A 20,573-nucleotide genomic window follows, 5' to 3' on the forward strand; every position below is an offset into this window, starting at 1 on the left:
GTTATGAACCCAGCTCTCGAACACCTGCACCCCTACCCGTTTGAAAAACTGCGCGCGCTGTTTGCTGGCGTCACGCCGGCGGCGGATAAGAGCCCGATTGCGTTGTCGATTGGCGAGCCCAAGCACGCCTCGCCGGCCTTTGTCGCCCAAGCCTTGGCCGACAACCTCGCGCAGCTGGCGGTGTACCCCACCACCGCTGGTTTGCCCGCCCTGCGCCAGCAGATTGCCCGCTGGGCCGAACGACGCTTTGCCTTGGGCGACAACGGCTTGAATGCGGACACCCAAGTGCTGCCGGTCAACGGCACCCGTGAGGCGCTGTTTGCCTTCACCCAAACCATCATCGACAACCGCCCAAGCGATGCCTTGGTGGTCAGCCCCAACCCCTTCTATCAAATCTACGAAGGCGCGGCGCTGCTGGCCGGCGTGCAGCCACACTACTTGGCATGCCACGCCGAGCACGGTTTTATTCCGGACTTCAGCGCGGTGCCTGCCGACATTTGGCAGCGCTGCCAATTGCTGTTTTTGTGCTCCCCCGGCAACCCCACTGGGGCGGTGATTCCTAGCAGCACACTGCAACAACTGATCGCACTGGCCGATCAATACGACTTCGTGATCGCCTCCGACGAGTGCTACAGCGAGCTGTACTTTGATGAAGCCGCGCCGCCGGTCGGCCTACTGCAAGCCTGCGCCGAGCTAGGCCGCACTGACTTCGCCCGCTGCGTGGTGTTCCACAGCCTGTCCAAGCGCTCTAACTTGCCGGGGCTGCGCTCAGGCTTTGTCGCCGGCGACGCCAGCCTACTGCAAGCCTTTTTGCGTTATCGCACCTATCACGGCTGTGCAATGCCAATCGCCAGCCAGCTGGCCAGCATCGCCGCGTGGAATGACGAAGCCCATGTGCTCGCTAATCGCGACTTGTACCGCGCCAAGTTCGACGCCGTGCTCGCGATTTTGCAGCCGGTGCTCGACGTCGAGCGCCCCGATGCGAGCTTTTACCTGTGGCCGCGCACACCGATCAGTGACACCGAATTCGCGCGCCGCCTGTACGCGGCTGAACACGTCACCGTGGTGCCCGGCTCGTACCTCTCGCGCGAGGTCAACGGCGACAACCCTGGCGCTCAGCGCGTGCGTTTAGCCTTGGTCGCGCCGCTGGCCGAGTGCATTGAAGCCGCGCAACGTATCCGCCGCTTTGTGGAGAGCCTCGCATGATGACCCTGTACGGCATCAAAGCCTGCGACACGATGAAAAAAGCCCGCACCTGGCTCGATGAGCACGGCGTGACCTACACCTTTCACGACTACAAAAAAGACGGTGCGCCGAGCGCCGAGCTGCTCGCCACTTGGTGCGATGAGCTGGGTTGGGACAAGGTGCTGAACCGCGCCGGCACCACCTTTCGCAAGCTAAGCGACGCTGACAAAGCCGATCTCGACCAAGCCAAGGCCATCCGCCTCATGCAGGCGCAACCGTCGATGATCAAGCGGCCAGTGCTGGCATTGGCCGACCAGCATCTACTCGGCTTTAAGCCCGAGCTGTACGCCACTCATCTTGACGGCTAATGCCAGCTGCGCCGCGCTTTACACTGAATTGATTGCCACCCACAGACTTAAGGAAACGACATGACCGCCCTCTTTAGCCTCGCTTTTGGTATTGGCACGCAGAACAGCAACGGTGACTGGCTGGAAGTCTACTACCCCAAGCCGCTGCTTAATCCGCCAGCCGAACTGACCGCCGCCATTGCCGGCAAGCTGGGCTACCACGGCGGCAACCACGCCATCGCGCTGGACGTAGGCCTGTGCGCCGGCCTCGCCGAAGCCGTGCAAGCCGCAGGCTTTGCCGAGCAAGCGCAAGTGCTGGAGCAAATGACCCACAGCCGCAAGCCGCTGGTCGCCGTGTTATTGGCCGAAGACAACAACCCGGCTTCGACCCCCGAGGCTTACCTCAAGCTGCACCTGCTCTCGCACCGCTTGGTGAAGCCACACGGCGTGGTGCTGGCCGGCATCTTCCCGCTGCTACCGAACGTGGCGTGGACTAATCACGGCGCGATCGACCTCGCCGAACTGCCGCAGCGCCAGCTGCAAGCGCGCCTGAGTGGCGACGTGCTGGAAGTCAACTCGGTGGACAAGTTCCCCAAGATGACCGACTACGTGGTACCGAGCGGCGTGCGCATCGCCGACACCGCACGCGTGCGCTTGGGCGCTTACGTGGGCGAAGGCACCACCATCATGCACGAGGGCTTCGTCAACTTTAACGCCGGCACCGCAGGCACCAGCATGGTCGAAGGGCGTATCTCGGCGGGCGTATTTGTTGGCTTGGGTTCCGACTTGGGCGGCGGCTGCTCGACCATGGGCACCCTGTCCGGCGGCGGCAACATCGTCATCGCCGTGGGCGAAAAGTGCTTGATCGGCGCCAACGCCGGCATCGGCATTCCGCTGGGCGACAGCTGCACCGTCGAAGCCGGCCTTTACATCACCGCCGGCACCAAAGTGCTGCTGCTCGACGGCGAAGGCCAGCTGGTCAAAGAAGTGAAAGCCCGCGACTTGGCCGGCCAAGCCAGCCTGCTGTTCCGCCGCAACTCACTGACCGGCGCCATCGAGTGCAAAACCAACAAAACCGCCATCGAGCTCAACCACGAGCTGCACGCACATAACTAAGCCTCGTTAACGACACGCCATGTGGCATAACGACTTCCCCGCGCTGGCCGCTTTGGCTGCGCGGGGCATTACCTACTTAGACAGCGCCGCCACCGCGCAAAAGCCGGCGGCGCTGTTGCTTGCGCTACAGACTTACTTAAGCCAAGGCGTAGCCAATGTGCACCGCGCCGGCTATCGGTTGGCCGATGAAGTGACCACAGCTTTTGAAGCCTGCCGCGATGAGGTGGCCACGTTTATTGGCGCCGCCCAGCGCGACGAGATCGTCTTCACTCGCAGCGCCACCGAAGCCTTTAACTTACTGGCCTACGCCCTAGAGCCACAGATTCAAGCTGGTGACGAGCTGCTGCTCAGCCCGCTGGAACATCACGCCAATCTGCTGCCGTGGCAACAACTGGCCGCGCGCCGGAGTGCCACACTGGTGTGGCTACCCATCACCGCCAGCGGGCATATCGACATGACAGCGGCCAGTAAGTTGTTTAACCCGCGCACTAAGCTCTTGGCCGTTACCCAGTTATCTAACGTGCTCGGCACGGTTCAGCCGGTGCGCGAGCTGTGCGCGCTGGCAGAGCAGCACGGCGCGTTGTCGGTGGTCGATGGCGCACAAGGCATTGTGCATGGCACGGTGGATGTGCGCGCCTTGGGCTGCGACTTCTATGTGTTCTCGGCACACAAGTTATACGGGCCGGACGGCCTCGGCGTGCTGTATGGTCGCCACAGCCTGCTCAGCCAACTGCCGCCGTGGCAATTCGGTGGCGAGATGGTGCAACAGGTCAGCCGTGCCAGCGCCAGCTTTCAAGCCGCGCCACTGCGCTTTGAGGCCGGCACTCCGCCGATCAGCGCGGTACTCGCCCTGCGCGCCAGCTTGGCGTATCTGCGCGCGCTGGATCGCAGCGCCGTCGCTGCTCACGAAGCGGCGCTATTGCAGCACCTTAAAGACGGCCTCGACCAGCGTGCCGGTGTGCGCCGCTTGGGTGACAGCGATGCCGCGCTGGTGTCGTTTGTCGTCGACGCTGTGCACCACGCCGACCTTGCTCAATTATTGGATGAACAAGGCATCGCCGTGCGTAGCGGCCAACACTGCGCCCACCCACTGATGGCCACCCTTGGCGTGGCCGGCAGTACGCGCGTTTCCCTCAGCCTGTACAGCCAAGACGCCGACCTTGAGCGCTTTTTCACCGCGTTGGATAACGCCTTGGCGCTACTGCAAGAGGAACCCACGCCATGAGCCTGCCCGCCGCCGCACAACAAGTACTCAACCTGCTGCAACAATCGCCAAGCTTTGAAGGCCGCAACCGCGCTCTGCTGCAACTGGGCAACCAGCTACCGAGCTTTGCTAGCGAACGACGTAATGAGCAAGACCTCGTCCACGGCTGCGACAGCCAAGTCTGGCTACGTTGCGCCCAGCAAGGCACCGCGCTGCACTTTAGCGCCAGCAGCGACGCCCGCCTGATTCGCGGCCTGCTCGCCTGCCTGCTGCTGCGTGCCAATGGTTTAACAGCCGCCGAACTGGCGCACGTAGATTGGCCCGACTGGTTAACTCAGCTTGGCCTCAAACAACAACTCAGCCCTTCGCGGGCTAATGGGTTAAATGCGGTGGTGCAGCGTGTGCTCGCGCTGAGCCGCGCGACTTAAACGTCCTGCCACACCTCGCACTGAATCACCACCCGATAGCCGTCCACATCCTCAAAGGTTTTGCCCTGCACATCCCAGTACGGGTTGAACGAGGTCACGGGCGTAAAACCGGCTGCCGCCATCGCAGCGCAGCGGGCCTGCCACTCGGCTTCATCTGGCAGATAAAACACCAGCAGGTTGTCTTGCGTCGGTGCTTTGCCCACGCGATGGCCGTGGCAGTGGGTAAACTCCAGATGCACGCTGTGCGACTTCAGGCCGAGGATGGCGCCGTCAAAGCCGTGATGATCGGCAAAGCTGGCCAGCACCTGATAGCCCAGCCCTTGGCAGTACATCGCGACGACTTGGTCGAGGTGATCGGTGGGTCTGGCGACACGCAGGATGTGCAAACGCTCCATGTTATTGCTCCTTCTATTACGCCAGTTGTTGCGCCTGTTCTTGTGCCTGTTGTTGCGCCTTAGGGGTAATCCAACACCGCTTTGATCTGCGCCAGATGCGCGCTCACCCACGCGGGGTTAATCGCACCCCAGTCGCGAATCACATAAGCGCCGATATGGTTCGGCGCGCCGGGGGTTTGCGCAAACTCGCAGACAATATCCAGCTCGCCCAACGCGCTCAGGGTATCTTGCGCGGTGCGGCGCGGCATGCCGGTGGCTTCCATCAGCGCGGGAATGCTCGCCACGCCTTGTTCAATCAACCACGCGACGTATAAGCGCCGATAAAAGCTGGTTTTGGTTTTACTCGCAGCACTCATGGGCTCTCCTGCTCGGCGCGGTATTGACTGGGGTTGTTGCCGGTCCATTGTTTGAACGCACGGCGAAAATTTGAGGCATCGCTAAAGCCCAGCAGCGCGGCAATTTCATGCAGCGGCAGACGGGTTTCTAGGTACTGCAGCGCCAGGCTACGGCGCACATCGTCTAACACTTGCTGATAACTGGTGCCCTCACTGCTCAGATGTCGGCGCAAGGTGCGGCCACTGGTATGCAAAGCGCTGGCGGCATCTTCCAGCGAGGGGAAATCCCCCGGACGCGCCAGCAACAAGCGGCGCACGCGCGTCAGCAAACCATCGTGTACATCCAGCTTGGCCAGCAGGGCATCGCATTGACGCTCGCACATTTGCACGGTCGCGGGATTCGCCAGCGCCATCGGCCGCGCCAAGTAGTGTGCGGGAATGGTCAGGGCGTCCCACGGCTGATCAAAGCTCACCTCAGCAGCAAAAATCTGCTGGTACTGCGCGTGGTGACTTGGCCGTGGATGGCTGAAGGCCATGTGGTGGCCGGTAACTTTTTCGCCGAGCAAAAACTCGGCGATGCTAAACAAGCTGGCGAACAACGCCTCGACCGCAAACATCGCCAGCGGCCCCAGTGGAATCGACTGCTTGGCCTGCAGGATCACCGTATCGCTATCTGGCGCAGCCGGCAGCAGTTCCAGCTCATACGCCAAACCCAAGACCTTGTAATAGCGCAGCACAAACTGCAGCGCTTGGCGTAGGTCGCTACTGGCCATCACCGCATAACCCAGCATGCCGTGGCTCGACACATTGAGCTTTTGCCCAAAGGCCAAACCCAAGCCTGGGCTATCGCTACGGCTGATGGCCTCGGCGACCATGTAGCTGAAGTCGATAAAGCTCAAACGCCCATCGGGATTGGCCAACAACGCCGGCGACACCTTGCCCAAACGGCACAGCAGCTCGCTATCCACGCCGCGCTCTTGCGCTACGCTGAGCAAGGCTTGCACGTAACTGGTAGGGACCAACTCGGTGGTGGCTGTCATGCCCAAACGCATGGCGGACTCGCAAAATGGCCGGATATGACCTTAATAATGGCTGATCTTCACCTTGTCCGACAACCCAAGCCGGCGGATAGTCAAAACACAACCACAAGGAGGATCGCCATGACGAACCCCAACACCCTCACCATTGCCCCGCGTCGCCTGCAAGATCAGTTGCCTGATCCACTGCCGCGTTACTGGCATGGCGGCAGCGCCTTCAAGAGCCATTTCTTTAACGCCATGTCGGTGCTGTTCCCCAAAGGCGAGCGCTTTTTTATCGACTCCGTACGCCATTACCGTGAGCGCGCAGACGGCACGGCGCTGGCCGAACAGATTCGCGGTTTTATTGGCCAAGAAGCGCACCACAGCAACGAGCACATCAAGTACAACGAGCGCCTGCAAAACCTAGGCTACGACATCGCCGGCCTTGAGCGGGCTTTAGGCCGGCGCATTGGCTTTGCGCAAAAGCACCTACCCAAGCGCCGCCAGCTGGCCGCCACGGTGGGCGTTGAGCACCTGACCGCGATCATGGCCGACGCCCTGCTCACCCACCCCCAGTGGATGGACAAAGTTGACCCCACCATGCGCCAGCTATGGCATTGGCACGCGCTGGAAGAAACCGAGCACAAGGCCGTCGCCTTTGATCTGTATCGCCTGATCGGTGGCGGCGAAACCATGCGCCGCTTGGTGATGATCGAAGTTACGTTGTTCTTCACTTACGACGTGACCAAAGGCCTGCTGCACATGCTGAAAAAAGACGGCCTGCTGTTTAACTGGGCGACGTGGAAAGAAGGCTGGCGCTTTCTTTGGGGCCGCGAAGGCATTTTGAAGCCCATCATAAGGCCCTACTTAGACTACTACCGTCGCGGCTTTCACCCGTGGGACCACGACAACCGCACGCTTATGCAGCAATACCAAGCGCAATTTGCGCCCGCTGCCCCCAACGCCGCGTAAGCTTTTTCAGCCCACCCGACTTTGCGTAGGATTCACACCACGCCAAGTCGGGTTAAGCTTGCCGCCCGTTTACCGCTATTTGGGTTGTCATGCGTCGTTTATCTTGGATTACCTCACTGCTACTGGGGCTTGTGTGCGCTAGCGTGCAAGCGGCCGATATTTGGTATCTAGGGCAAAAAATCCCCGACCCGCAGCAACCTTGGCGCGCCGCCGACTACGCCCTGCTGCGCGAATCGCTGAGTAAGATCGACACCAACCAACCCGACGCCCTGCCACGGCGCAGCGGGCAATACACCGGCGCCATCTACCGCCGCCTGATTAGCGAAGAAAACTTTCGCTACCAACTGAACATCTACACCCCGTTGGAGCTGCGCCAATACGAAGCGCAAGCCATGCTCAACGAGCTCAAAGAGCTGATGCGGGTGTACTTTAACTTTCGCGCCAAGTTTCAACCCTACGGCAGCGAAGCCTTAGGCCTGATGAGCTACTCGCTGCGTCAACAAGCCGTGCAGTTCACCTTAACGGTGGAATACTGGACTACGCTGGCGCAAGCCGAGCAACAAAATCCCGGACGCTTAGACGGCCTTGCACAGACCAAGCAAGCGGCCGCCATGCTCACCAGCAGCGCCTTGGACTACCTTGGCCTCACCAGCCAATTCAGTCACAGCGACTTGAGCCTTTACAGTCACGAACTGGCGGCCTTGATGCCCGAGCTGTACGTGCACCTAGAAACCCCAGCCCGGGACGAGCTGCGCGCGCGCCTCACCCAACTCAGCGACGAGCATCCACTGCCCGAAGTCAAAAAAGCATTGAGCGAGTTGTTACCTGTGCTGCAAAACGTCGAATCAGACCTGCGCCAGAAAAGTGCCGAGCCCGTGCAAGCCCCCGCGCAAAAGGCCGCGCCGCGCTTAGATCTAAAGCTCGAAGAGGGGTTTTAAAGCTTAAGCTTAGCCCAGCAAGCCCAGCGCCTTCGCGCGCGCCACCGCCTGGGTGCGGCGCTGCACGCCCAGCTTGCCGTGAATATTGCGCACGTGGGTTTTGACCGTGTGCAACGAGATAAACAGCTTTTCGCTGATTTGCTGGTTGGATAAGCCCTGCGCCACCAATTGCAGCACATCAAACTCGCGATCGCTGAGCAGCTCCGTGCTCACCGGCAACGGGTCATCCCCCAGCTGCGGCGACAGCCACGCCTGTACCGCACTCGAGGCCTTATGCAACTGACTATGCAACAACTGCGGATAGCGCTGCAGCATGTCAAACAAATGCAGTCGTACGCCGCCACCGGCCAAGTGCAGCAGCTTGCTCATCTGCTCGTTCGCCGCCTCGTGTTGTCCGCGCGCCATGGCCACGTAAGCCAACTGCATATGGGCAAATTGGTGCATCAAACCTTGATGGCTGCTGGCCAGCGCTGCGTTAAGGGCTTGCTCACGCGCCTCAACCCCCGGCCAGTTACGCTCGACCGCATCGGTGCGTAACAGTAATATCTCGACCTGCAAGGCAATCTGCGGATGTAACTCAGGCGGCGCCGCGCGTGGCGCTTGGCAATACGCTTCGGCCAAGCTTTGCAGCCAGCTTTGCGCCGTTTGTAAGCGCCCTTGCTGCAGCCAAATCATGCATTTCTGCACGGTCATCATGCCCAGATAGTAAATCTGCGGCACATCCCACTGACTCATCAGCCGCTCGGCTTCTTCTAGCCACGCATACCCTGCCGCCAAGCTGTGTTTGCGCGCATCCAACATGGCCAAACCAAAATAGGCGGTTAATACGGCCACGTCGCGGCAGGCGCGGGCTTCTTCTAAGCCCAACAGCAACTCTTGGCGCGCAAAGTCAAAATCCGCCGCGAACAAGCTCACAAAGCCACGGTACAAGTGCAGACGCCCACGCACAGGGCTGAGCTTGCGCGCTTGGCGGGTTGGCACCAAGGCAAGGCCCTGCTGCACCTCATCCAGCGCCCGCTTGACCAAGCCACGCGCGAGCAGTACGCGCGCACGCTCATAATGCATCAGAGCTTCAAAGGCTGGGTTGCCTGAGCGGCGTGCTAGCTCGAGGCCACGCCGATTGTAATGCCGCGCCTGTTCAATATTGCCTTGCCCGATTTCGACACTGGCCAGCGCCGTTAGCAGCATCAACTGCGGGCCAAATAACTCATCAGGCATACCGGCCAGCGCTTGCTCACCCAGCTCACGGGCCTCCACCACCTGACCACGCGCCTTGGCCAACATGGCCTGCAAGGCCTGCCACTGCGCGAGTAAAACACGCTGCTGGCTCTCGCTTGGCGCCGGCAAAAAGCGCTGCAAATGTGCCAACAAATCTTCCGCCGCTTGCAGCTGACAAGCCAACAACAAAGCCCAGCTGTACAAAATAATGAGACGCGGCGAACTGTGCAGCAGGCTATCGGGCAGGATGCGTTTCCAGCGCAACAGCTGCACCACGTTTTGCTCGGAGAGCAGCTGCTCCTCGGAGAGGTTCTGCACTAAGCTGGCCACCACATCCGGCCGCTCGGCCAGCAGCGCATGCTCAACCGCATCTTCGGCCTCCCCCTGCTGCACAAACCACTGGCACGCACGCAGGTAAATTTGCGCAGGGTTGGTCAGCGCCAGCTCTTGTTGCCGTGCTCGCAGCAAGTCGCCAAACAAGTGGTGATAGCGATACCACTGTCCGCGCTCATCCAGCGGCACCAAAAACAACTGATGGCGGAACAAATAATCGATCATCGCCGCGCTGTCGTGACTGAGCCTGACGGCATCGCACAGCGCCGGACTGAAGCGATCCAGCAGCGCGGTGTCATACAAAAAGCTCTGCACATCCGCCGGCAAACGCTCGACCACTTCTTGCAGTAAGTACTCACTGATCAGCGGCGCGCGCCCCTGCAAGTGCGTCAACTCGAGCTCTTGACCACCATCACCGGCCATCCACAGCATTTGCAGACCAGCCAACCAACCTTCGCTGCGCAGCAACAAGGTTTCGACCAGCTCAGGGCTCGCCGCCACACCGCGCTTGGTAAGCCACTGCTCCACTTCTGCGGGCAACAGCCGCAAATCCAGCTCGTTGAGTTCCAGCAAGTGCCCTGCCAAGCGCAGACGCGCCAAATGCCAATTCGGCGCTTGGCGTGTCGTCACCATCAACGACAGCGAAGGCGGTACATGGTTGATGAGAAATTGCAGGCAGCGGTCCAGCACAGGGCCAGTCGCCAGATGGTAATCATCAATGATCAACAGCAGTGGCTTGCTCTCATCCAGCACCAGCTCAAGCGCCTCAAGCACTTCATCCAACCACTGTTCAAATGGAAAAGGCTGATGCCGCTGGCGCAAACGCAAACGCTCTAAAGCACCGCCTGCCAAGTCGGGATACAGCGTGCGTAGCGCTTCCAGCAGCTGCTCTAGGAATCGCCCCGGCTCTTTGTCTCGCGCGCTCAAACCCAGCCACAACACCTGCCAACCGCTAGGTAGCTGTTCACACAGCTCACTGGCCAACTGGCTTTTGCCAAACCCGGCCGGCGCACAAACCAAGCTCAAGCGCCCGCTCAAACCTTGGCGCAAGGCCTCGGTTAATCGCGGGCGATAGATATGCCCGGCGGGCAGCGGCGGACGAAAAAACCGCGCCGCACGCGAGTCGCTAGGGGTGGCCATGCCTTGCACTTCAGGCATTGTGACGGTGAACTCCTTGTTCTTGGGAACTGACAGGCTATCGGGTTGTCTCGCTAACTGCCTAGTGTGCCTGTAATAGTGAATACAGCGACATCACTTACGCGTAACCAATCGTAAACGAGCTAGACACTCGACCATAAAGCGCGCACGCTGCGCCCTGAAAACCACCCCGCAGAGGAGAAATCTCATGCCCCCACGTCGGCCATCCAAGGCCAAAGCCATGGTCAAGCAACCTTGTTTTCGCAGCCGCTGCGAAAAACCGAAAAAAGGTCGCGGCAGCTACCAACGCCACACCGACAAAGCCTCGCACGATTGCGAGGCTTTTGTCTTTTTAGCGGCATAAAAAACGGCCCCGAAGGGCCGCTTACAGACGATCTAACACCCAGCAACGCGGATTAAAGCGGCTTACCGCGATTGCCATGTTGACTGACAAACTGCTGCACAGCTTTCAAGTCATTAGCCAACACGGTGCAACGCTCTTCGCGCTGATGCAAATCGGCCAGATGCGCTGGCAGCTCAGGCGCTTGCACACCGGCCTTCTCTACCGCATCAGGGAACTTCACCGGATGCGCGGTGCCCAGCACTACCATTGGCGTTGCCAGGTGACGACGGCAATCACGCGCGGCACGCACGCCGATCGCCGTATGCGGGTCTAGCACTTCGCCCGTCGCCTTGTAGACCTCAGCAATGGTGGCGCACGTTGCTTCATCATCAACGGCCAGCGAATCAAACAGCTTGCGCGCCTCGCACCAACGGTCATCGTCAACCGACAGCTTGCCGCTGGTCTTAAAGGCATCCAGCAACTCCGCTACGGCAAGCCCGTTGCGGCCATGCAGATCAAACAACAAACGCTCGAAGTTAGACGACACCATGATATCCATCGACGGCGACAGCGACGGGTGCAGGGTGTCTTTGTCGTAGCGGTTGCCGCTCATGAAGCGATGCAGAATGTCGTTACGGTTGGTCGCCACAATCAGCTGGCTGATCGGCAAGCCCATGTTGCGCGCCAAATAGCCGGCAAAAATATCGCCAAAGTTGCCAGTGGGTACCGAAAACGCGATCGAACGCGCTGGGCCACCCAGCTGCAGCGCCGCGTGAAAGTAGTAAACGATCTGCGCCATGATGCGCGCCCAGTTGATCGAGTTAACCGCGACCAAGCGGGTGCCCTTCAAGAAGCCTTGGTCAGCAAAGCTGGCCTTCACCATCTCTTGGCAGTCATCGAAGTTACCTTCAATGGCGATGTTGTGGATGTTGTCACCCATGATGGTGGTCATCTGCTTACGCTGCACCGCCGACACGCGGTTGTGCGGATGCATGATGAAGATGTCGACGTGATCGCACGCCTTACAGCCTTCAATCGCCGCCGAGCCGGTGTCACCACTGGTGGCGCCCATGATCACTACGCGCTCGTTGCGCTTTTGCAGCACATGATCCAGCAGACGCCCGAGCAATTGCAGAGCAAAGTCTTTGAACGCCAAGGTCGGGCCGTGGAACAGCTCCAGCACCCATTCGTTGGCATCCAGCTGCTTGAGCGGCGCAATCGCGCTGTGGGCAAAGCCTGCGTAGGTTTCTTGCAGAATTTGTTTGAAGTCCGCGTCGCTGATGCTGCCGGCCACAAACGGACGCATCACCCGGAAAGCCAGTTCGTGGTAGGGCAAGCCCGCCCACGAGGCGATTTCTTCCACGGTGAAGCGCGGCAGGTTTTCCGGCACGTACAGGCCGCCATCACTGGCCAAACCGGCCAACAACACATCTTCAAAATTCAGGGCGGGCGCTTGGCCGCGAGTACTGATGTAACGCATAAATCAAACCTTTGAATTGAGCGACTGGCCGGCAACGCACGCTGCCGGTCAGGCAAAACACGTTAAATAAGGTGCTCGACGCGAATACGCACGACAGCGCCGCTCACGTCATCCAGCTGCTGCAACGCGGTGATGGCGTCATCCATCTTCTGCTCGGTGACCTCGTGGGTCAGCAGGATCATGGGCACGAGGCCGTCTTGTTCTTCGACCTCTTTTTGCATGATCGACTCAATATTGATCCCACGTTCGGACAGAATCTTCGCCACTTGGGCCAACACGCCCGGATGGTCTTTGGCTTGAATACGCAGGTAATACGCGCACTCGCAGGCGGCGATCGGCAGAATCGGCTGATCCGACAATGAGTCCGCTTGGAAGGCCAAATGCGGCACACGATTGCCCGCATCCGAAGTCATGGTGCGCACCACGTCGACCAAATCCGCCACCACGGCTGACGCCGTAGGCTCTTGGCCGGCACCAGCACCGTAATACAGGGTGTTGCCGACGGCGTCGCCGTTGACCATCACCGCATTCATCACCCCGTTAACGTTGGCGATCAGGCGCTCTTCGGGGATCAGCGTCGGATGCACACGCAACTCGATACCATCCTCGGTACGACGCGCCACACCCAAGTGCTTGATGCGATAACCCAACTGCTCGGCGTAATTCACATCAGCGGTGGTCAGCTGGGTGATGCCTTCGGTAAAGGCTTTGTCGAACTGCAGCGGAATACCAAAGGCAATCGAAGCCAAAATGGTCAGCTTGTGCGCGGCGTCGATGCCTTCGACATCGAAGGTCGGATCGGCTTCGGCGTAACCCAGCGCTTGCGCTTCGGCTAATACGTCATCAAAGGCACGGCCCTTCTCACGCATTTCGCTAAGAATGAAGTTGCCGGTGCCGTTGATGATGCCCGCCACCCAGTTAATCCGGTTGGCCGCCAAGCCTTCGCGAATCGCCTTGATCACTGGAATACCACCAGCGACAGAAGCCTCGAACGCCACCATCACGCCTTTGGCTTGCGCGCGGGCAAAGATCTCGTTGCCGTGCACCGCAATCAGCGCCTTGTTGGCGGTCACCACGTGCTTGCCGTTGTCGATGGCTTTCAGCACCAACTCCAGCGCCAAGGTGTAGCCGCCAATCAGCTCGACAATAATGTCGATCTCAGGGTTATTCACCAGCGCAAAAATGTCATTGGTTAACGCCACCCCTTGGGTGTCGTACTCAGGCTTGGGTGAGCGCGTGGCGATTTGCACCACCTCAATCCCTCGCCCTGCACGGCGCGCAATCTCCGCAGCATTTCGCTTGAGCACATTGAAAGTGCCGCCACCGACGGTACCTAAGCCACAGATGCCCACTTTGACCGGTTTCAAAATCCCCACTCCTTCATCACCAAAAAAGAAGCCGCACAAAAAGGCGGCTCCTCGCACATCACGATTACTGTTGTTTAACGTTTTGCTGCGCAGCCAACGCGGCCTTAGCCAGTTGCGGCGCCGGCTGATAGCCGGGCACTAAGGTGCCATCGGCGAGCACGATGGCCGGCGTGCCGTTCACGCCAATCAATTGACCGAGCTGATATTGCGCAGACACTGGATTGTCACATTGCGCTGCGGGCAAATCCTCACCGGCTTTGGCTTTATTCATCGCGTCTTGGCGGTCTTTCGCGCACCACACCGAAACCATGCTGCTATAGCCGTGCGACTGTGCGCCCTGCCGCGGGAACGCCAAGTAACGCACGCTAACGCCTTGACGGTTTAGCTGCGGAATCTCTTGATGCAGCTTGCGGCAATAGCCACAGTCCGTGTCGGTAAACACGGTGATCTGAGCCTTTTCATCTTTAGCGGCAAACACCACCATGTCGCTGAGCTTCACTTTGGCCAGCTCGCGCGCGATTCCTTGCTGCTCGGCCTTCTCGGTCAGGTTGCGGGCTTGGCCATCTTTAAAGTGGAACAAGTAACCTTGCAGCACGTACTGACCATCGGCGCTGGCATACAGGATACGACCGCCCTTGAGCTGCACTTGATAAATACCAGGCAGCGGGCTTTCTGCCACGGTCTCGACCGGCAGATCCAAACCTGAAGCCTTTAACTGCTGACGAATGGTGTCTTCCACCCCCGCCACAGCCACTGACGACACCAGCAAACTCAGTGCCGCCGCGATCATTTTCAAGCGCATGCCCTTCTCCTAACGCAAAGTGGCGCTAGCCTACCACAGAGCCCAAGCCATAGCGCAGCCTAGCGGCACGTTGGCAGACCAGTTGCGCACTTAGCCACGCGGGTGGTGTTCGGCATGCAAGCTCTGTAATCGAGCCCGCGCAATGTGGGTATAAATCTGTGTCGTGGACAAGTCGCTATGCCCCAACAGCAACTGCACCACGCGTAAATCCGCGCCGTGATTGAGCAGGTGCGTGGCAAACGCATGACGCAAGGTGTGCGGCGACAAAGCACTGCTAATCCCTGCCGTGAGCGCATGCTGCTTAATGCGATGCCAAAAGGTTTGCCGCGTCATTTGCTGAGCACGCAAGCTGGGGAAGACCACCGCACTGCTGACGCCATCCAACAGCACAGGGCGCGCCTCTTTTATATAGCGCAGCAACCAATCCAACGCTTCCTCCCCCAAGGGCACGAGGCGTTCTTTGCTGCCCTTGCCGGTCACGCGCAGCACACCTTGGCGCAGGTTAATTTGCTCAAGCTGCAAACTCACCAGCTCAGTCACCCGCAAGCCGCAGGCGTACAAGACCTCCAGCATGCAGCGATCACGCAGCCCCAAGGCCGTATCAACGTCGGGCGCAGCTAACAAAGCTTCAACATCCGCCTCGCTGAGCGCCTTCGGCAAAGGCCGCCCCAACTTGGGCAAGGCGACATCCAGTGTGGGGTCGGCACGCAACCAGCCCTCACGCAGACAGTAAGCGCAAAAGCCCCGCAAGCAGGACAAAAAACGCGCCGTGGAGCGAGCCTTCAAGCCCTGCTCTAAGCGCCAGCCTAAATAAGCCAACACATTTTCACGGCAAAGTGCTTCTAGACTGTGACCTTTAGCCATTAGCCAATCGTCGAATTGCGCCAAGTCTCGTCCGTACGCCTCACGCGTATTAGCGGACAAGCCTTTTTCCAGCCACTGAGCTTCGAGAAAGCGTGAAATCCAAGGATGAGGCATGGTAGTAATGAGCCACCGTGTGAAGCGCCACGACCATGACGGTCGTCAAGCATCGCCATAAAAACTAGAGGAGTGTACATGGAAGAGCATCAGATCGTGCTTGCCATCGCCGGCATCGCTGGCGGAGCCCTGTTATGTCAGTGGCTGGCGTGGCGCGTTAAATTGCCCGCCATTTTATTTTTGCTATTAACCGGCATCGTCGCAGGTCCTATGACCGGGCTGCTCGACCCACAAGCCGTGTTTGGCGACCTACTCTTTCCCATGGTCTCGTTGTCGGTGGCTATCATCTTGTTCGAGGGCAGCTTAACCCTGCGCTTTGACGAGTTCCGCGAAATCGGCACGGTGGTGCAGCGGCTGGTTACCGTCGGCGCACTGATCACCGGCATCATCATCGCCATCACCGCGCACTACGTGCTGAATTTCACTTGGGAAATTGCCCTACTATTCGGCACCCTAACCCTCGTCACCGGCCCCACCGTGATCATGCCCATGCTGCGCGTGGTGCGCCCCAAAGCGGCCGTGGCCAACATCCTGCGCTGGGAAGGGATTGTCATCGACCCGATCGGCGCCCTGCTGGCAGTCGTGGTGTACGAATACATTCTGGCCAGCAGCCAGGGTAACGGGCTGAGCCAAAGCCTATTGATCTTCGGCGCGGTCATCATTGGCGGCACCGCTTTTGGTGCTTTCTGTGGTTGGCTACTGGGGATTATTCTGCGTCGCCACTGGCTGCCGGAATACCTGCACAACCTCGCCGCCCTTTCCACCGTGCTGGTGGCCTTTATTGTCTCCAACCTCGTGATTCACGAGTCCGGCCTGCTCACGGTGACCGTGATGGGCATGTGGCTGGCCAACATGCGCGGCGTTGATGTGCGCCATATCCTGCACTTCAAAGAAAGCCTCAGCGTGCTGCTGATCTCGGTGCTGTTTATCATGCTGGCGGCTCGTCTTGACCTGCAAAGCCTGATTGCCCTTGGCCCCGGCGCACTAATCCTGCTATTGGTCGTACAGTTTGTCGCGCGCCCCCTGTCGATTGCCGTCTCCACTCACGGCTCCTCACTGAGCTGGCGCGAACGCGCACTGCTGGCGTGGATTGCTCCGCGCGGCATTGTTGCTGCGGCTGTCTCAGCGATCTTTGCCCTGCGCTTGCAAGAACACGGCTACGCCGGCGCAGGCCTGCTGGTGCCGATGACCTTCTTGGTCATCATCGGTACAGTGGTACTGCAAAGCGCCACCTCGCGCCCCTTAGCCAACTTACTTAAAGTGGCCGAGCCTAACCCTAGCGGCTACCTGATTATCGGCGCCAACAGCGTGGCGCGCGGCATCGGCAAAGCCCTGCAAGGCATGGGATACCGCGTCCTTCTCACCGACTCTAGCTGGGAAAACATCCGCGCCTCACGCATGGCGGGGCTGACCACCTATTTCGGCAACCCGATGTCGCAGCACGCTGACGAGCACATGGACTTAGTCGGCATTGGCCGCCTGATCGCCCTGTCACCGATTGCCGAAATTAACGTGCTCTCAACCATGCGTTTTCGTCATGACTTTGGCCCGGAAAACACCTTCTCGGTGATGACCGGTCAAGAAACCCGCCGCAGTGAAAAACACCGCGCCAGTGACGAACACCGCGGACGCATCTTTGGCGACGCCGACATGACCTTCCCCAAGATGGCCAGCCGCTTATCACACGGTGCTGAGTTTAAAACCACCACCCTGACTGAAAGCTTTGGCTGGGAAGAGTACTTAGAAAAGCACGGCGACAAGGCCACCGTGCTGTTTGCGCGCGACACCAAAGGCTGGCTGCACGTACTCCACGAAGGCCATCTGTTAAAGCCCGCTGCGGGCTGGACTTTGCTGACCTTGCTGGATAACGACCCAGAAGCCAAAGCCGCCAAAGCCAAAGAAGCCAAGGAAGCCAAAGAAGCCAAAGCCGCCAACAAAGAGGCGCGCGAAGAAGCCAAAGCGGCTCAAGAGGATGCCAGCGCAGATATCACCAGCGTTGCTAACAGTAACGCCAGCTAAAGCCAACGCCACCACCAAGGACAAGGGCAACAAAACCCTATCCTTGGTTGGGTGGCACAGCGCCAGCTGTAGAGCCATGCTTTACTCACAAGCCACCGCCTACGGAATGCAGCTATGAGCGTGCACCAGAACTCTCGCCTCGGTCAGTTACTGCTGGCGAAAAAACTCATCACCCCCATCCAGCTGGAAGCCGCGATCCATGCACAGCGCAACAGCGGCTTACGTCTGGGTGAAATACTCTTACAACAAGGCCTGCTTAGCGAAGCGCAGCTGAAAAAGGCACTGCGCAAACAGTCCAACTTACGCTTAGCCGCCACCATGATCGCAGCGCTGCTCGCTCCCTTTCAAATGGCCAGCGCCGATATACAGCGCCTGCCGACGCACAGCTACAGCCAGCAACTGGGCAAAGGCTTAGTTCCCATGAGCGACGAAGAGCTGGGCGATGTCAGCGCACAAGGCTTAGACTCCGCGCTGCAGGGCTTGTTTTTGAACGCCGAAAAAGGCGATGGCGTGGCGGTCATTCAGCAGCTGAGCAAACTGGTCATGCCAGCGCTGGATGCACTAGAGGCGGAAACCACCCTGCGCGACGTGCAATACGACACGCAAAAGCTGACTTCCACCCTCAATACCGACGGCTCAATTAACGTACGCCTACCCAGCTCTATCGGCGAAATGCGTTTTGACAATATTCGCGTCAAAGGCGCCGACACCAGCCAAAGCTTTGGCTCGCTCAGCCTGCACGATATAGATCTGTCACAAGCGAGCTTAAAGATCAGCTTGCGCTAAGGCACAACACACAAAGCCTCGGCCACAGCCGAGGCTTTGTGTTACCCCAGCAGCCAGCACAGCCAGCGGCGCTTCAAGATATCGCGGACACAAAAAAAGCAGCCGAAGCTGCTTTTTTTAACCGACCAAAACTTAGGCCAGTTTTTCCTTAATACGGGCAGCCTTACCAGACAGCGCGCGCAGGTAGTACAACTTAGCTTGACGCACATCACCGCGACGCTTAACAGCCAGACTGTCAACCAGCGGGCTGTAAGTCTGGAAAGTACGCTCAACGCCGACACCGTTAGAGATTTTACGCACGGTGAAAGCACTGTTCAGACCACGGTTACGCTTAGCGATAACCACGCCTTCGAACGCCTGCAGACGCTCACGATCACCTTCCTTTACCTTTACCTGCACGATAACGGTGTCGCCAGGGGCGAAGGTTGGGATCTCTTTAGTCATCTGTTCAGCTTCGATCTGCTGAATGATTTTGTTAGTCATGTTACTGCTCCTAAGACCGGCCTTAGCCTGCCATCGATACGTTAACTATCGTTCTGCAGGCGGAGATATTCCGCCAACAGCTTTTGTTCTTCTCCAGAAAGCGAGCGACTTTCCAGAAGATCAGCGCGACGTTCGGCTGTGCGGCCCAAAGACTGCATCAGGCGCCAGCGCCGGATATGCTCATGATTGCCGCTGAGCAGCACATCAGGAACACGCTTGTCCGCATAGACCTCAGGCCTTGTGTAGTGCGGACAATCGAGCAGGCCGTCGGTAAACGAATCCTCCTCGGCGGAGTCCACGTGCCCCAATGCCCCGGGTAGCAAGCGTGTTACCGCGTCAATCAGCACCATGGCTGGCAGCTCACCGCCAGACAGGACGTAATCGCCAATCGACCATTCTTCATCAACGTGCGCCTCAATAAAGCGCTCATCAATGCCTTCATAGCGACCCGCAATCAGAATCAATGACTCCGATGTTGCCAGTTCGCGCACCGCCGCCTGGCGCAAGGTACGCCCCTGCGGCGACAGATAAATCACTTTAGCTTGTGCGCCGGCTGCCTCTTTAGCACAAGCCAAGGCTCGCTCTAAAGGCTGCATCTTCATCACCATGCCAGGACCACCACCGAAGGGGCGATCATCGACAGTCTGGTGACGATCCTCAGTGAAATCGCGTGGATTACAGCAATGCAACGTCAGCAGACCTTGCTTCACTGCACGGCTGGTTATGCCGTATTCACTGATTGCCGCGAACATCTCTGGAAAGATGCTGATGACTGAAACGTGCATACGCCTCAGAAGTCCGCATCCCAATCGACCAGCATAGTGCCGGCCGCCAGATCGATATTCAGCACAAACTGCCCAGGCAGATAAGGCAACAGACGCTCACGTCCATCGACACTCCCCGAGCAGGGCTTGATCAACATGACATCATTGGAGCCGGTTTCTTGCAGGCTATCCACCTGCCCAAGTAACTCGCCCGACTGATTGGTTACGGTTAAACCAATCAATTGGTGCCAGTAGTACTCATCGGCTTGCAACGAAGGCAACTGATCTGCAGGCAGAATAATTTCAAAACCTGCGTATTCGCGCGCCACTTCACGATCATCGACACCTTTTAGGTGTGCGACCAAGGTATTGCCATGTGCGCGAATTTTGTCGACCTGAACCTGCCGCAGTTCTCCGTCACGGCGAATTTGCCATTGACGATAATCCAGCAGGTTTTCCATCGGATCGGTAAAGGAATGCACCTTGACCCACCCTTGGATGCCGTACACCGTGGTTATCTTACCGAGAACAACGTGTGCCTCGTTGGCGCCAGGTGTACCAGCCATAGTCTTTTAAGCAGCAGCCTGGGCAGCGTCTTTCAACAGCTTAGCTACACGCTCAGAGGGCTGTGCACCCTGGCTCAGCCAGTAGTTCACGCGCTCTTGGTTGACGTTCAGACGCTCTTCAGCACCCGAAGCAACCGGATTAAAGAAACCTACACGCTCAACAAAACGACCGTCACGGGCGTTGCGGCTGTTGGTTACAGTCAGGTGGTAGAAGGGACGCTTCTTAGAGCCACCACGAGCAAGACGAATGGTTACCATGTGAATTTGGTCCTATAGTCGGCGATTCACGAAAATACGAATACGCTGGGCCCATGGCCCGAAAGGCCGCACATTCTAAGGAATATGCGGCTGTTTGCAA

At 58.8% G+C, this 20,573-nt stretch carries 22 protein-coding genes; 10 read left to right on the plus strand and 12 right to left on the minus strand.

Going from position 1 to position 20,573, the window contains the following annotated elements:
* Window positions 1-3 precede the first annotated feature (3 nt).
* The 5 genes from dapC to MKI83_RS10715 are packed head-to-tail and all read left to right on the plus strand — an operon-like array spanning window position 4 to window position 4,280.
* Window positions 4-1,206, plus strand: coding sequence for a succinyldiaminopimelate transaminase (gene dapC / locus MKI83_RS10695; RefSeq protein ID WP_241585671.1), 1,203 nt, complete (start codon window positions 4-6; stop codon window positions 1,204-1,206).
* Entirely contained in the window at window positions 1,203-1,553 is a 351-nt protein-coding gene (locus tag MKI83_RS10700; RefSeq protein ID WP_241585673.1) for an ArsC family reductase, read from the plus strand. Before dapC ends, MKI83_RS10700 begins: the two co-directional genes overlap by 4 nt.
* 60 nt (window positions 1,554-1,613) lie before the next feature.
* Window positions 1,614-2,648, plus strand: a complete 1,035-nt coding sequence (gene dapD / locus MKI83_RS10705; protein WP_241585675.1) for a 2,3,4,5-tetrahydropyridine-2,6-dicarboxylate N-succinyltransferase — start codon at window positions 1,614-1,616, stop codon at window positions 2,646-2,648.
* A gap of 19 nt (window positions 2,649-2,667) precedes the next feature.
* Window positions 2,668-3,873 carry an aminotransferase class V-fold PLP-dependent enzyme gene (locus tag MKI83_RS10710; protein ID WP_241585677.1) on the plus strand — a complete coding sequence of 402 codons (1,206 nt, stop codon included), beginning with the start codon at window positions 2,668-2,670 and terminating at the stop codon, window positions 3,871-3,873.
* Window positions 3,870-4,280, plus strand: a complete 411-nt coding sequence (locus MKI83_RS10715; protein WP_241585679.1) for a SufE family protein — start codon at window positions 3,870-3,872, stop codon at window positions 4,278-4,280. Before MKI83_RS10710 ends, MKI83_RS10715 begins: the two co-directional genes overlap by 4 nt.
* Here the strand turns inward: MKI83_RS10715 and MKI83_RS10720 are convergent.
* The 3 genes from MKI83_RS10720 to MKI83_RS10730 are packed head-to-tail and all read right to left on the minus strand — an operon-like array spanning window position 4,277 to window position 6,050.
* Window positions 4,277-4,675: a VOC family protein gene (locus MKI83_RS10720; RefSeq protein ID WP_241585681.1), complete on the minus strand. Its 399-nt coding sequence runs from the start codon at window positions 4,673-4,675 to the stop codon at window positions 4,277-4,279. The genes MKI83_RS10715 and MKI83_RS10720 overlap by 4 nt on opposite strands.
* A 59-nt stretch (window positions 4,676-4,734) precedes the next feature.
* On the minus strand, window positions 4,735-5,031 hold the full coding sequence (locus MKI83_RS10725; protein ID WP_241585683.1) for a winged helix-turn-helix domain-containing protein: 297 nt from the start codon (window positions 5,029-5,031) through the stop codon (window positions 4,735-4,737).
* The gene (locus tag MKI83_RS10730; protein WP_306423245.1) at window positions 5,028-6,050 is read right to left on the minus strand and encodes an AraC family transcriptional regulator; all 1,023 of its coding nucleotides are present in this window, start codon (window positions 6,048-6,050) and stop codon (window positions 5,028-5,030) included. Before MKI83_RS10730 ends, MKI83_RS10725 begins: the two co-directional genes overlap by 4 nt.
* A gap of 114 nt (window positions 6,051-6,164) precedes the next feature.
* Between MKI83_RS10730 and MKI83_RS10735 the strand changes: the two genes are divergently transcribed.
* Complete coding sequence (locus MKI83_RS10735; RefSeq protein ID WP_241586270.1) at window positions 6,165-7,001, plus strand: metal-dependent hydrolase; 837 nt, start codon at window positions 6,165-6,167, stop codon at window positions 6,999-7,001.
* An 89-nt stretch (window positions 7,002-7,090) separates the two neighbouring features.
* The gene (locus tag MKI83_RS10740; protein ID WP_241585693.1) at window positions 7,091-7,939 is read left to right on the plus strand and encodes a hypothetical protein; all 849 of its coding nucleotides are present in this window, start codon (window positions 7,091-7,093) and stop codon (window positions 7,937-7,939) included.
* A 9-nt stretch (window positions 7,940-7,948) separates the two neighbouring features.
* On the opposite strand, the gene MKI83_RS10745 is transcribed toward MKI83_RS10740, so the two are convergent.
* On the minus strand, window positions 7,949-10,648 hold the full coding sequence (locus tag MKI83_RS10745; RefSeq protein WP_241585695.1) for a winged helix-turn-helix domain-containing protein: 2,700 nt from the start codon (window positions 10,646-10,648) through the stop codon (window positions 7,949-7,951).
* A gap of 187 nt (window positions 10,649-10,835) precedes the next feature.
* On the opposite strand from MKI83_RS10745, the gene arfA reads away from it, so the two are divergent.
* Entirely contained in the window at window positions 10,836-10,991 is a 156-nt protein-coding gene (gene arfA, locus MKI83_RS10750) for an alternative ribosome rescue factor ArfA (protein WP_241585697.1), read from the plus strand.
* Window positions 10,992-11,043: 52 nt separating this feature from the next.
* Here the strand turns inward: arfA and thrC are convergent, their stop codons facing one another.
* The 4 genes from thrC to xerD all read right to left on the minus strand — a co-directional run bounded on the left by thrC (window position 11,044) and on the right by xerD (window position 15,606).
* The gene (thrC, locus tag MKI83_RS10755) at window positions 11,044-12,450 is read right to left on the minus strand and encodes a threonine synthase (RefSeq protein ID WP_241585713.1); all 1,407 of its coding nucleotides are present in this window, start codon (window positions 12,448-12,450) and stop codon (window positions 11,044-11,046) included.
* Between the two features lie 62 nt (window positions 12,451-12,512).
* Window positions 12,513-13,817 (minus strand): homoserine dehydrogenase, encoded by a 1,305-nt coding sequence (locus MKI83_RS10760; protein WP_241585722.1) that lies wholly within the window; start codon window positions 13,815-13,817, stop codon window positions 12,513-12,515.
* Between the two features lie 64 nt (window positions 13,818-13,881).
* Window positions 13,882-14,619, minus strand: a complete 738-nt coding sequence (locus tag MKI83_RS10765; protein WP_241585724.1) for a DsbC family protein — start codon at window positions 14,617-14,619, stop codon at window positions 13,882-13,884.
* Between the two features lie 90 nt (window positions 14,620-14,709).
* Window positions 14,710-15,606: a site-specific tyrosine recombinase XerD gene (gene xerD, locus MKI83_RS10770; RefSeq protein WP_241586273.1), complete on the minus strand. Its 897-nt coding sequence runs from the start codon at window positions 15,604-15,606 to the stop codon at window positions 14,710-14,712.
* Between the two features lie 69 nt (window positions 15,607-15,675).
* On the opposite strand from xerD, the gene MKI83_RS10775 reads away from it, so the two are divergent.
* Window positions 15,676-17,616 (plus strand): cation:proton antiporter, encoded by a 1,941-nt coding sequence (locus MKI83_RS10775; RefSeq protein WP_241585735.1) that lies wholly within the window; start codon window positions 15,676-15,678, stop codon window positions 17,614-17,616.
* Between the two features lie 114 nt (window positions 17,617-17,730).
* The gene (locus tag MKI83_RS10780) at window positions 17,731-18,402 is read left to right on the plus strand and encodes a cyclic di-GMP-binding domain-containing protein, MshE-related (RefSeq protein ID WP_241585736.1); all 672 of its coding nucleotides are present in this window, start codon (window positions 17,731-17,733) and stop codon (window positions 18,400-18,402) included.
* A 132-nt stretch (window positions 18,403-18,534) separates the two neighbouring features.
* On the opposite strand, the gene rplS is transcribed toward MKI83_RS10780, so the two are convergent.
* Genes rplS through rpsP form a run of 4 tightly spaced genes read right to left on the minus strand, consistent with a single transcriptional unit; the run spans window position 18,535 to window position 20,473 of the window.
* Entirely contained in the window at window positions 18,535-18,885 is a 351-nt protein-coding gene (gene rplS / locus MKI83_RS10785) for a 50S ribosomal protein L19 (protein ID WP_241585746.1), read from the minus strand.
* Window positions 18,886-18,926: 41 nt separating this feature from the next.
* Window positions 18,927-19,670 carry a tRNA (guanosine(37)-N1)-methyltransferase TrmD gene (gene trmD / locus MKI83_RS10790; RefSeq protein WP_241585756.1) on the minus strand — a complete coding sequence of 248 codons (744 nt, stop codon included), beginning with the start codon at window positions 19,668-19,670 and terminating at the stop codon, window positions 18,927-18,929.
* A gap of 5 nt (window positions 19,671-19,675) precedes the next feature.
* Entirely contained in the window at window positions 19,676-20,215 is a 540-nt protein-coding gene (gene rimM / locus MKI83_RS10795; protein ID WP_241585767.1) for a ribosome maturation factor RimM, read from the minus strand.
* A 6-nt stretch (window positions 20,216-20,221) separates the two neighbouring features.
* Window positions 20,222-20,473 (minus strand): 30S ribosomal protein S16, encoded by a 252-nt coding sequence (gene rpsP, locus MKI83_RS10800; RefSeq protein ID WP_241585768.1) that lies wholly within the window; start codon window positions 20,471-20,473, stop codon window positions 20,222-20,224.
* Between the last annotated feature and the right edge of the window lie 100 nt (window positions 20,474-20,573).

It is taken from the genome of Atopomonas sediminilitoris (genome assembly GCF_022601735.1).
In the GTDB taxonomy this organism is placed as follows: Bacteria; Pseudomonadota; Gammaproteobacteria; order Pseudomonadales; family Pseudomonadaceae; genus Atopomonas; species Atopomonas sediminilitoris.

Bases quoted from the DNA above. Each gene is read 5' to 3' on its own strand.
- dapC (WP_241585671.1), top strand. From the start codon at position 4: ATGAACCCAGCTCTCGAACACCTGCACCCCTACCCGTTTGAAAAACTG.
- MKI83_RS10700 (WP_241585673.1), top strand. From the start codon at position 1,203: ATGATGACCCTGTACGGCATCAAAGCCTGCGACACGATGAAAAAAGCC.
- dapD (WP_241585675.1), top strand. From the start codon at position 1,614: ATGACCGCCCTCTTTAGCCTCGCTTTTGGTATTGGCACGCAGAACAGC.
- MKI83_RS10710 (WP_241585677.1), top strand. From the start codon at position 2,668: ATGTGGCATAACGACTTCCCCGCGCTGGCCGCTTTGGCTGCGCGGGGC.
- MKI83_RS10715 (WP_241585679.1), top strand. From the start codon at position 3,870: ATGAGCCTGCCCGCCGCCGCACAACAAGTACTCAACCTGCTGCAACAA.
- MKI83_RS10720 (WP_241585681.1), bottom strand. From the start codon at position 4,675: ATGGAGCGTTTGCACATCCTGCGTGTCGCCAGACCCACCGATCACCTC.
- MKI83_RS10725 (WP_241585683.1), bottom strand. From the start codon at position 5,031: ATGAGTGCTGCGAGTAAAACCAAAACCAGCTTTTATCGGCGCTTATAC.
- MKI83_RS10730 (WP_306423245.1), bottom strand. From the start codon at position 6,050: ATGACAGCCACCACCGAGTTGGTCCCTACCAGTTACGTGCAAGCCTTG.
- MKI83_RS10740 (WP_241585693.1), top strand. From the start codon at position 7,091: ATGCGTCGTTTATCTTGGATTACCTCACTGCTACTGGGGCTTGTGTGC.
- MKI83_RS10745 (WP_241585695.1), bottom strand. From the start codon at position 10,648: ATGCCTGAAGTGCAAGGCATGGCCACCCCTAGCGACTCGCGTGCGGCG.
- arfA (WP_241585697.1), top strand. From the start codon at position 10,836: ATGCCCCCACGTCGGCCATCCAAGGCCAAAGCCATGGTCAAGCAACCT.
- thrC (WP_241585713.1), bottom strand. From the start codon at position 12,450: ATGCGTTACATCAGTACTCGCGGCCAAGCGCCCGCCCTGAATTTTGAA.
- MKI83_RS10765 (WP_241585724.1), bottom strand. From the start codon at position 14,619: ATGCGCTTGAAAATGATCGCGGCGGCACTGAGTTTGCTGGTGTCGTCA.
- MKI83_RS10775 (WP_241585735.1), top strand. From the start codon at position 15,676: ATGGAAGAGCATCAGATCGTGCTTGCCATCGCCGGCATCGCTGGCGGA.
- MKI83_RS10780 (WP_241585736.1), top strand. From the start codon at position 17,731: ATGAGCGTGCACCAGAACTCTCGCCTCGGTCAGTTACTGCTGGCGAAA.
- rplS (WP_241585746.1), bottom strand. From the start codon at position 18,885: ATGACTAACAAAATCATTCAGCAGATCGAAGCTGAACAGATGACTAAA.
- trmD (WP_241585756.1), bottom strand. From the start codon at position 19,670: ATGCACGTTTCAGTCATCAGCATCTTTCCAGAGATGTTCGCGGCAATC.
- rimM (WP_241585767.1), bottom strand. From the start codon at position 20,215: ATGGCTGGTACACCTGGCGCCAACGAGGCACACGTTGTTCTCGGTAAG.
- rpsP (WP_241585768.1), bottom strand. From the start codon at position 20,473: ATGGTAACCATTCGTCTTGCTCGTGGTGGCTCTAAGAAGCGTCCCTTC.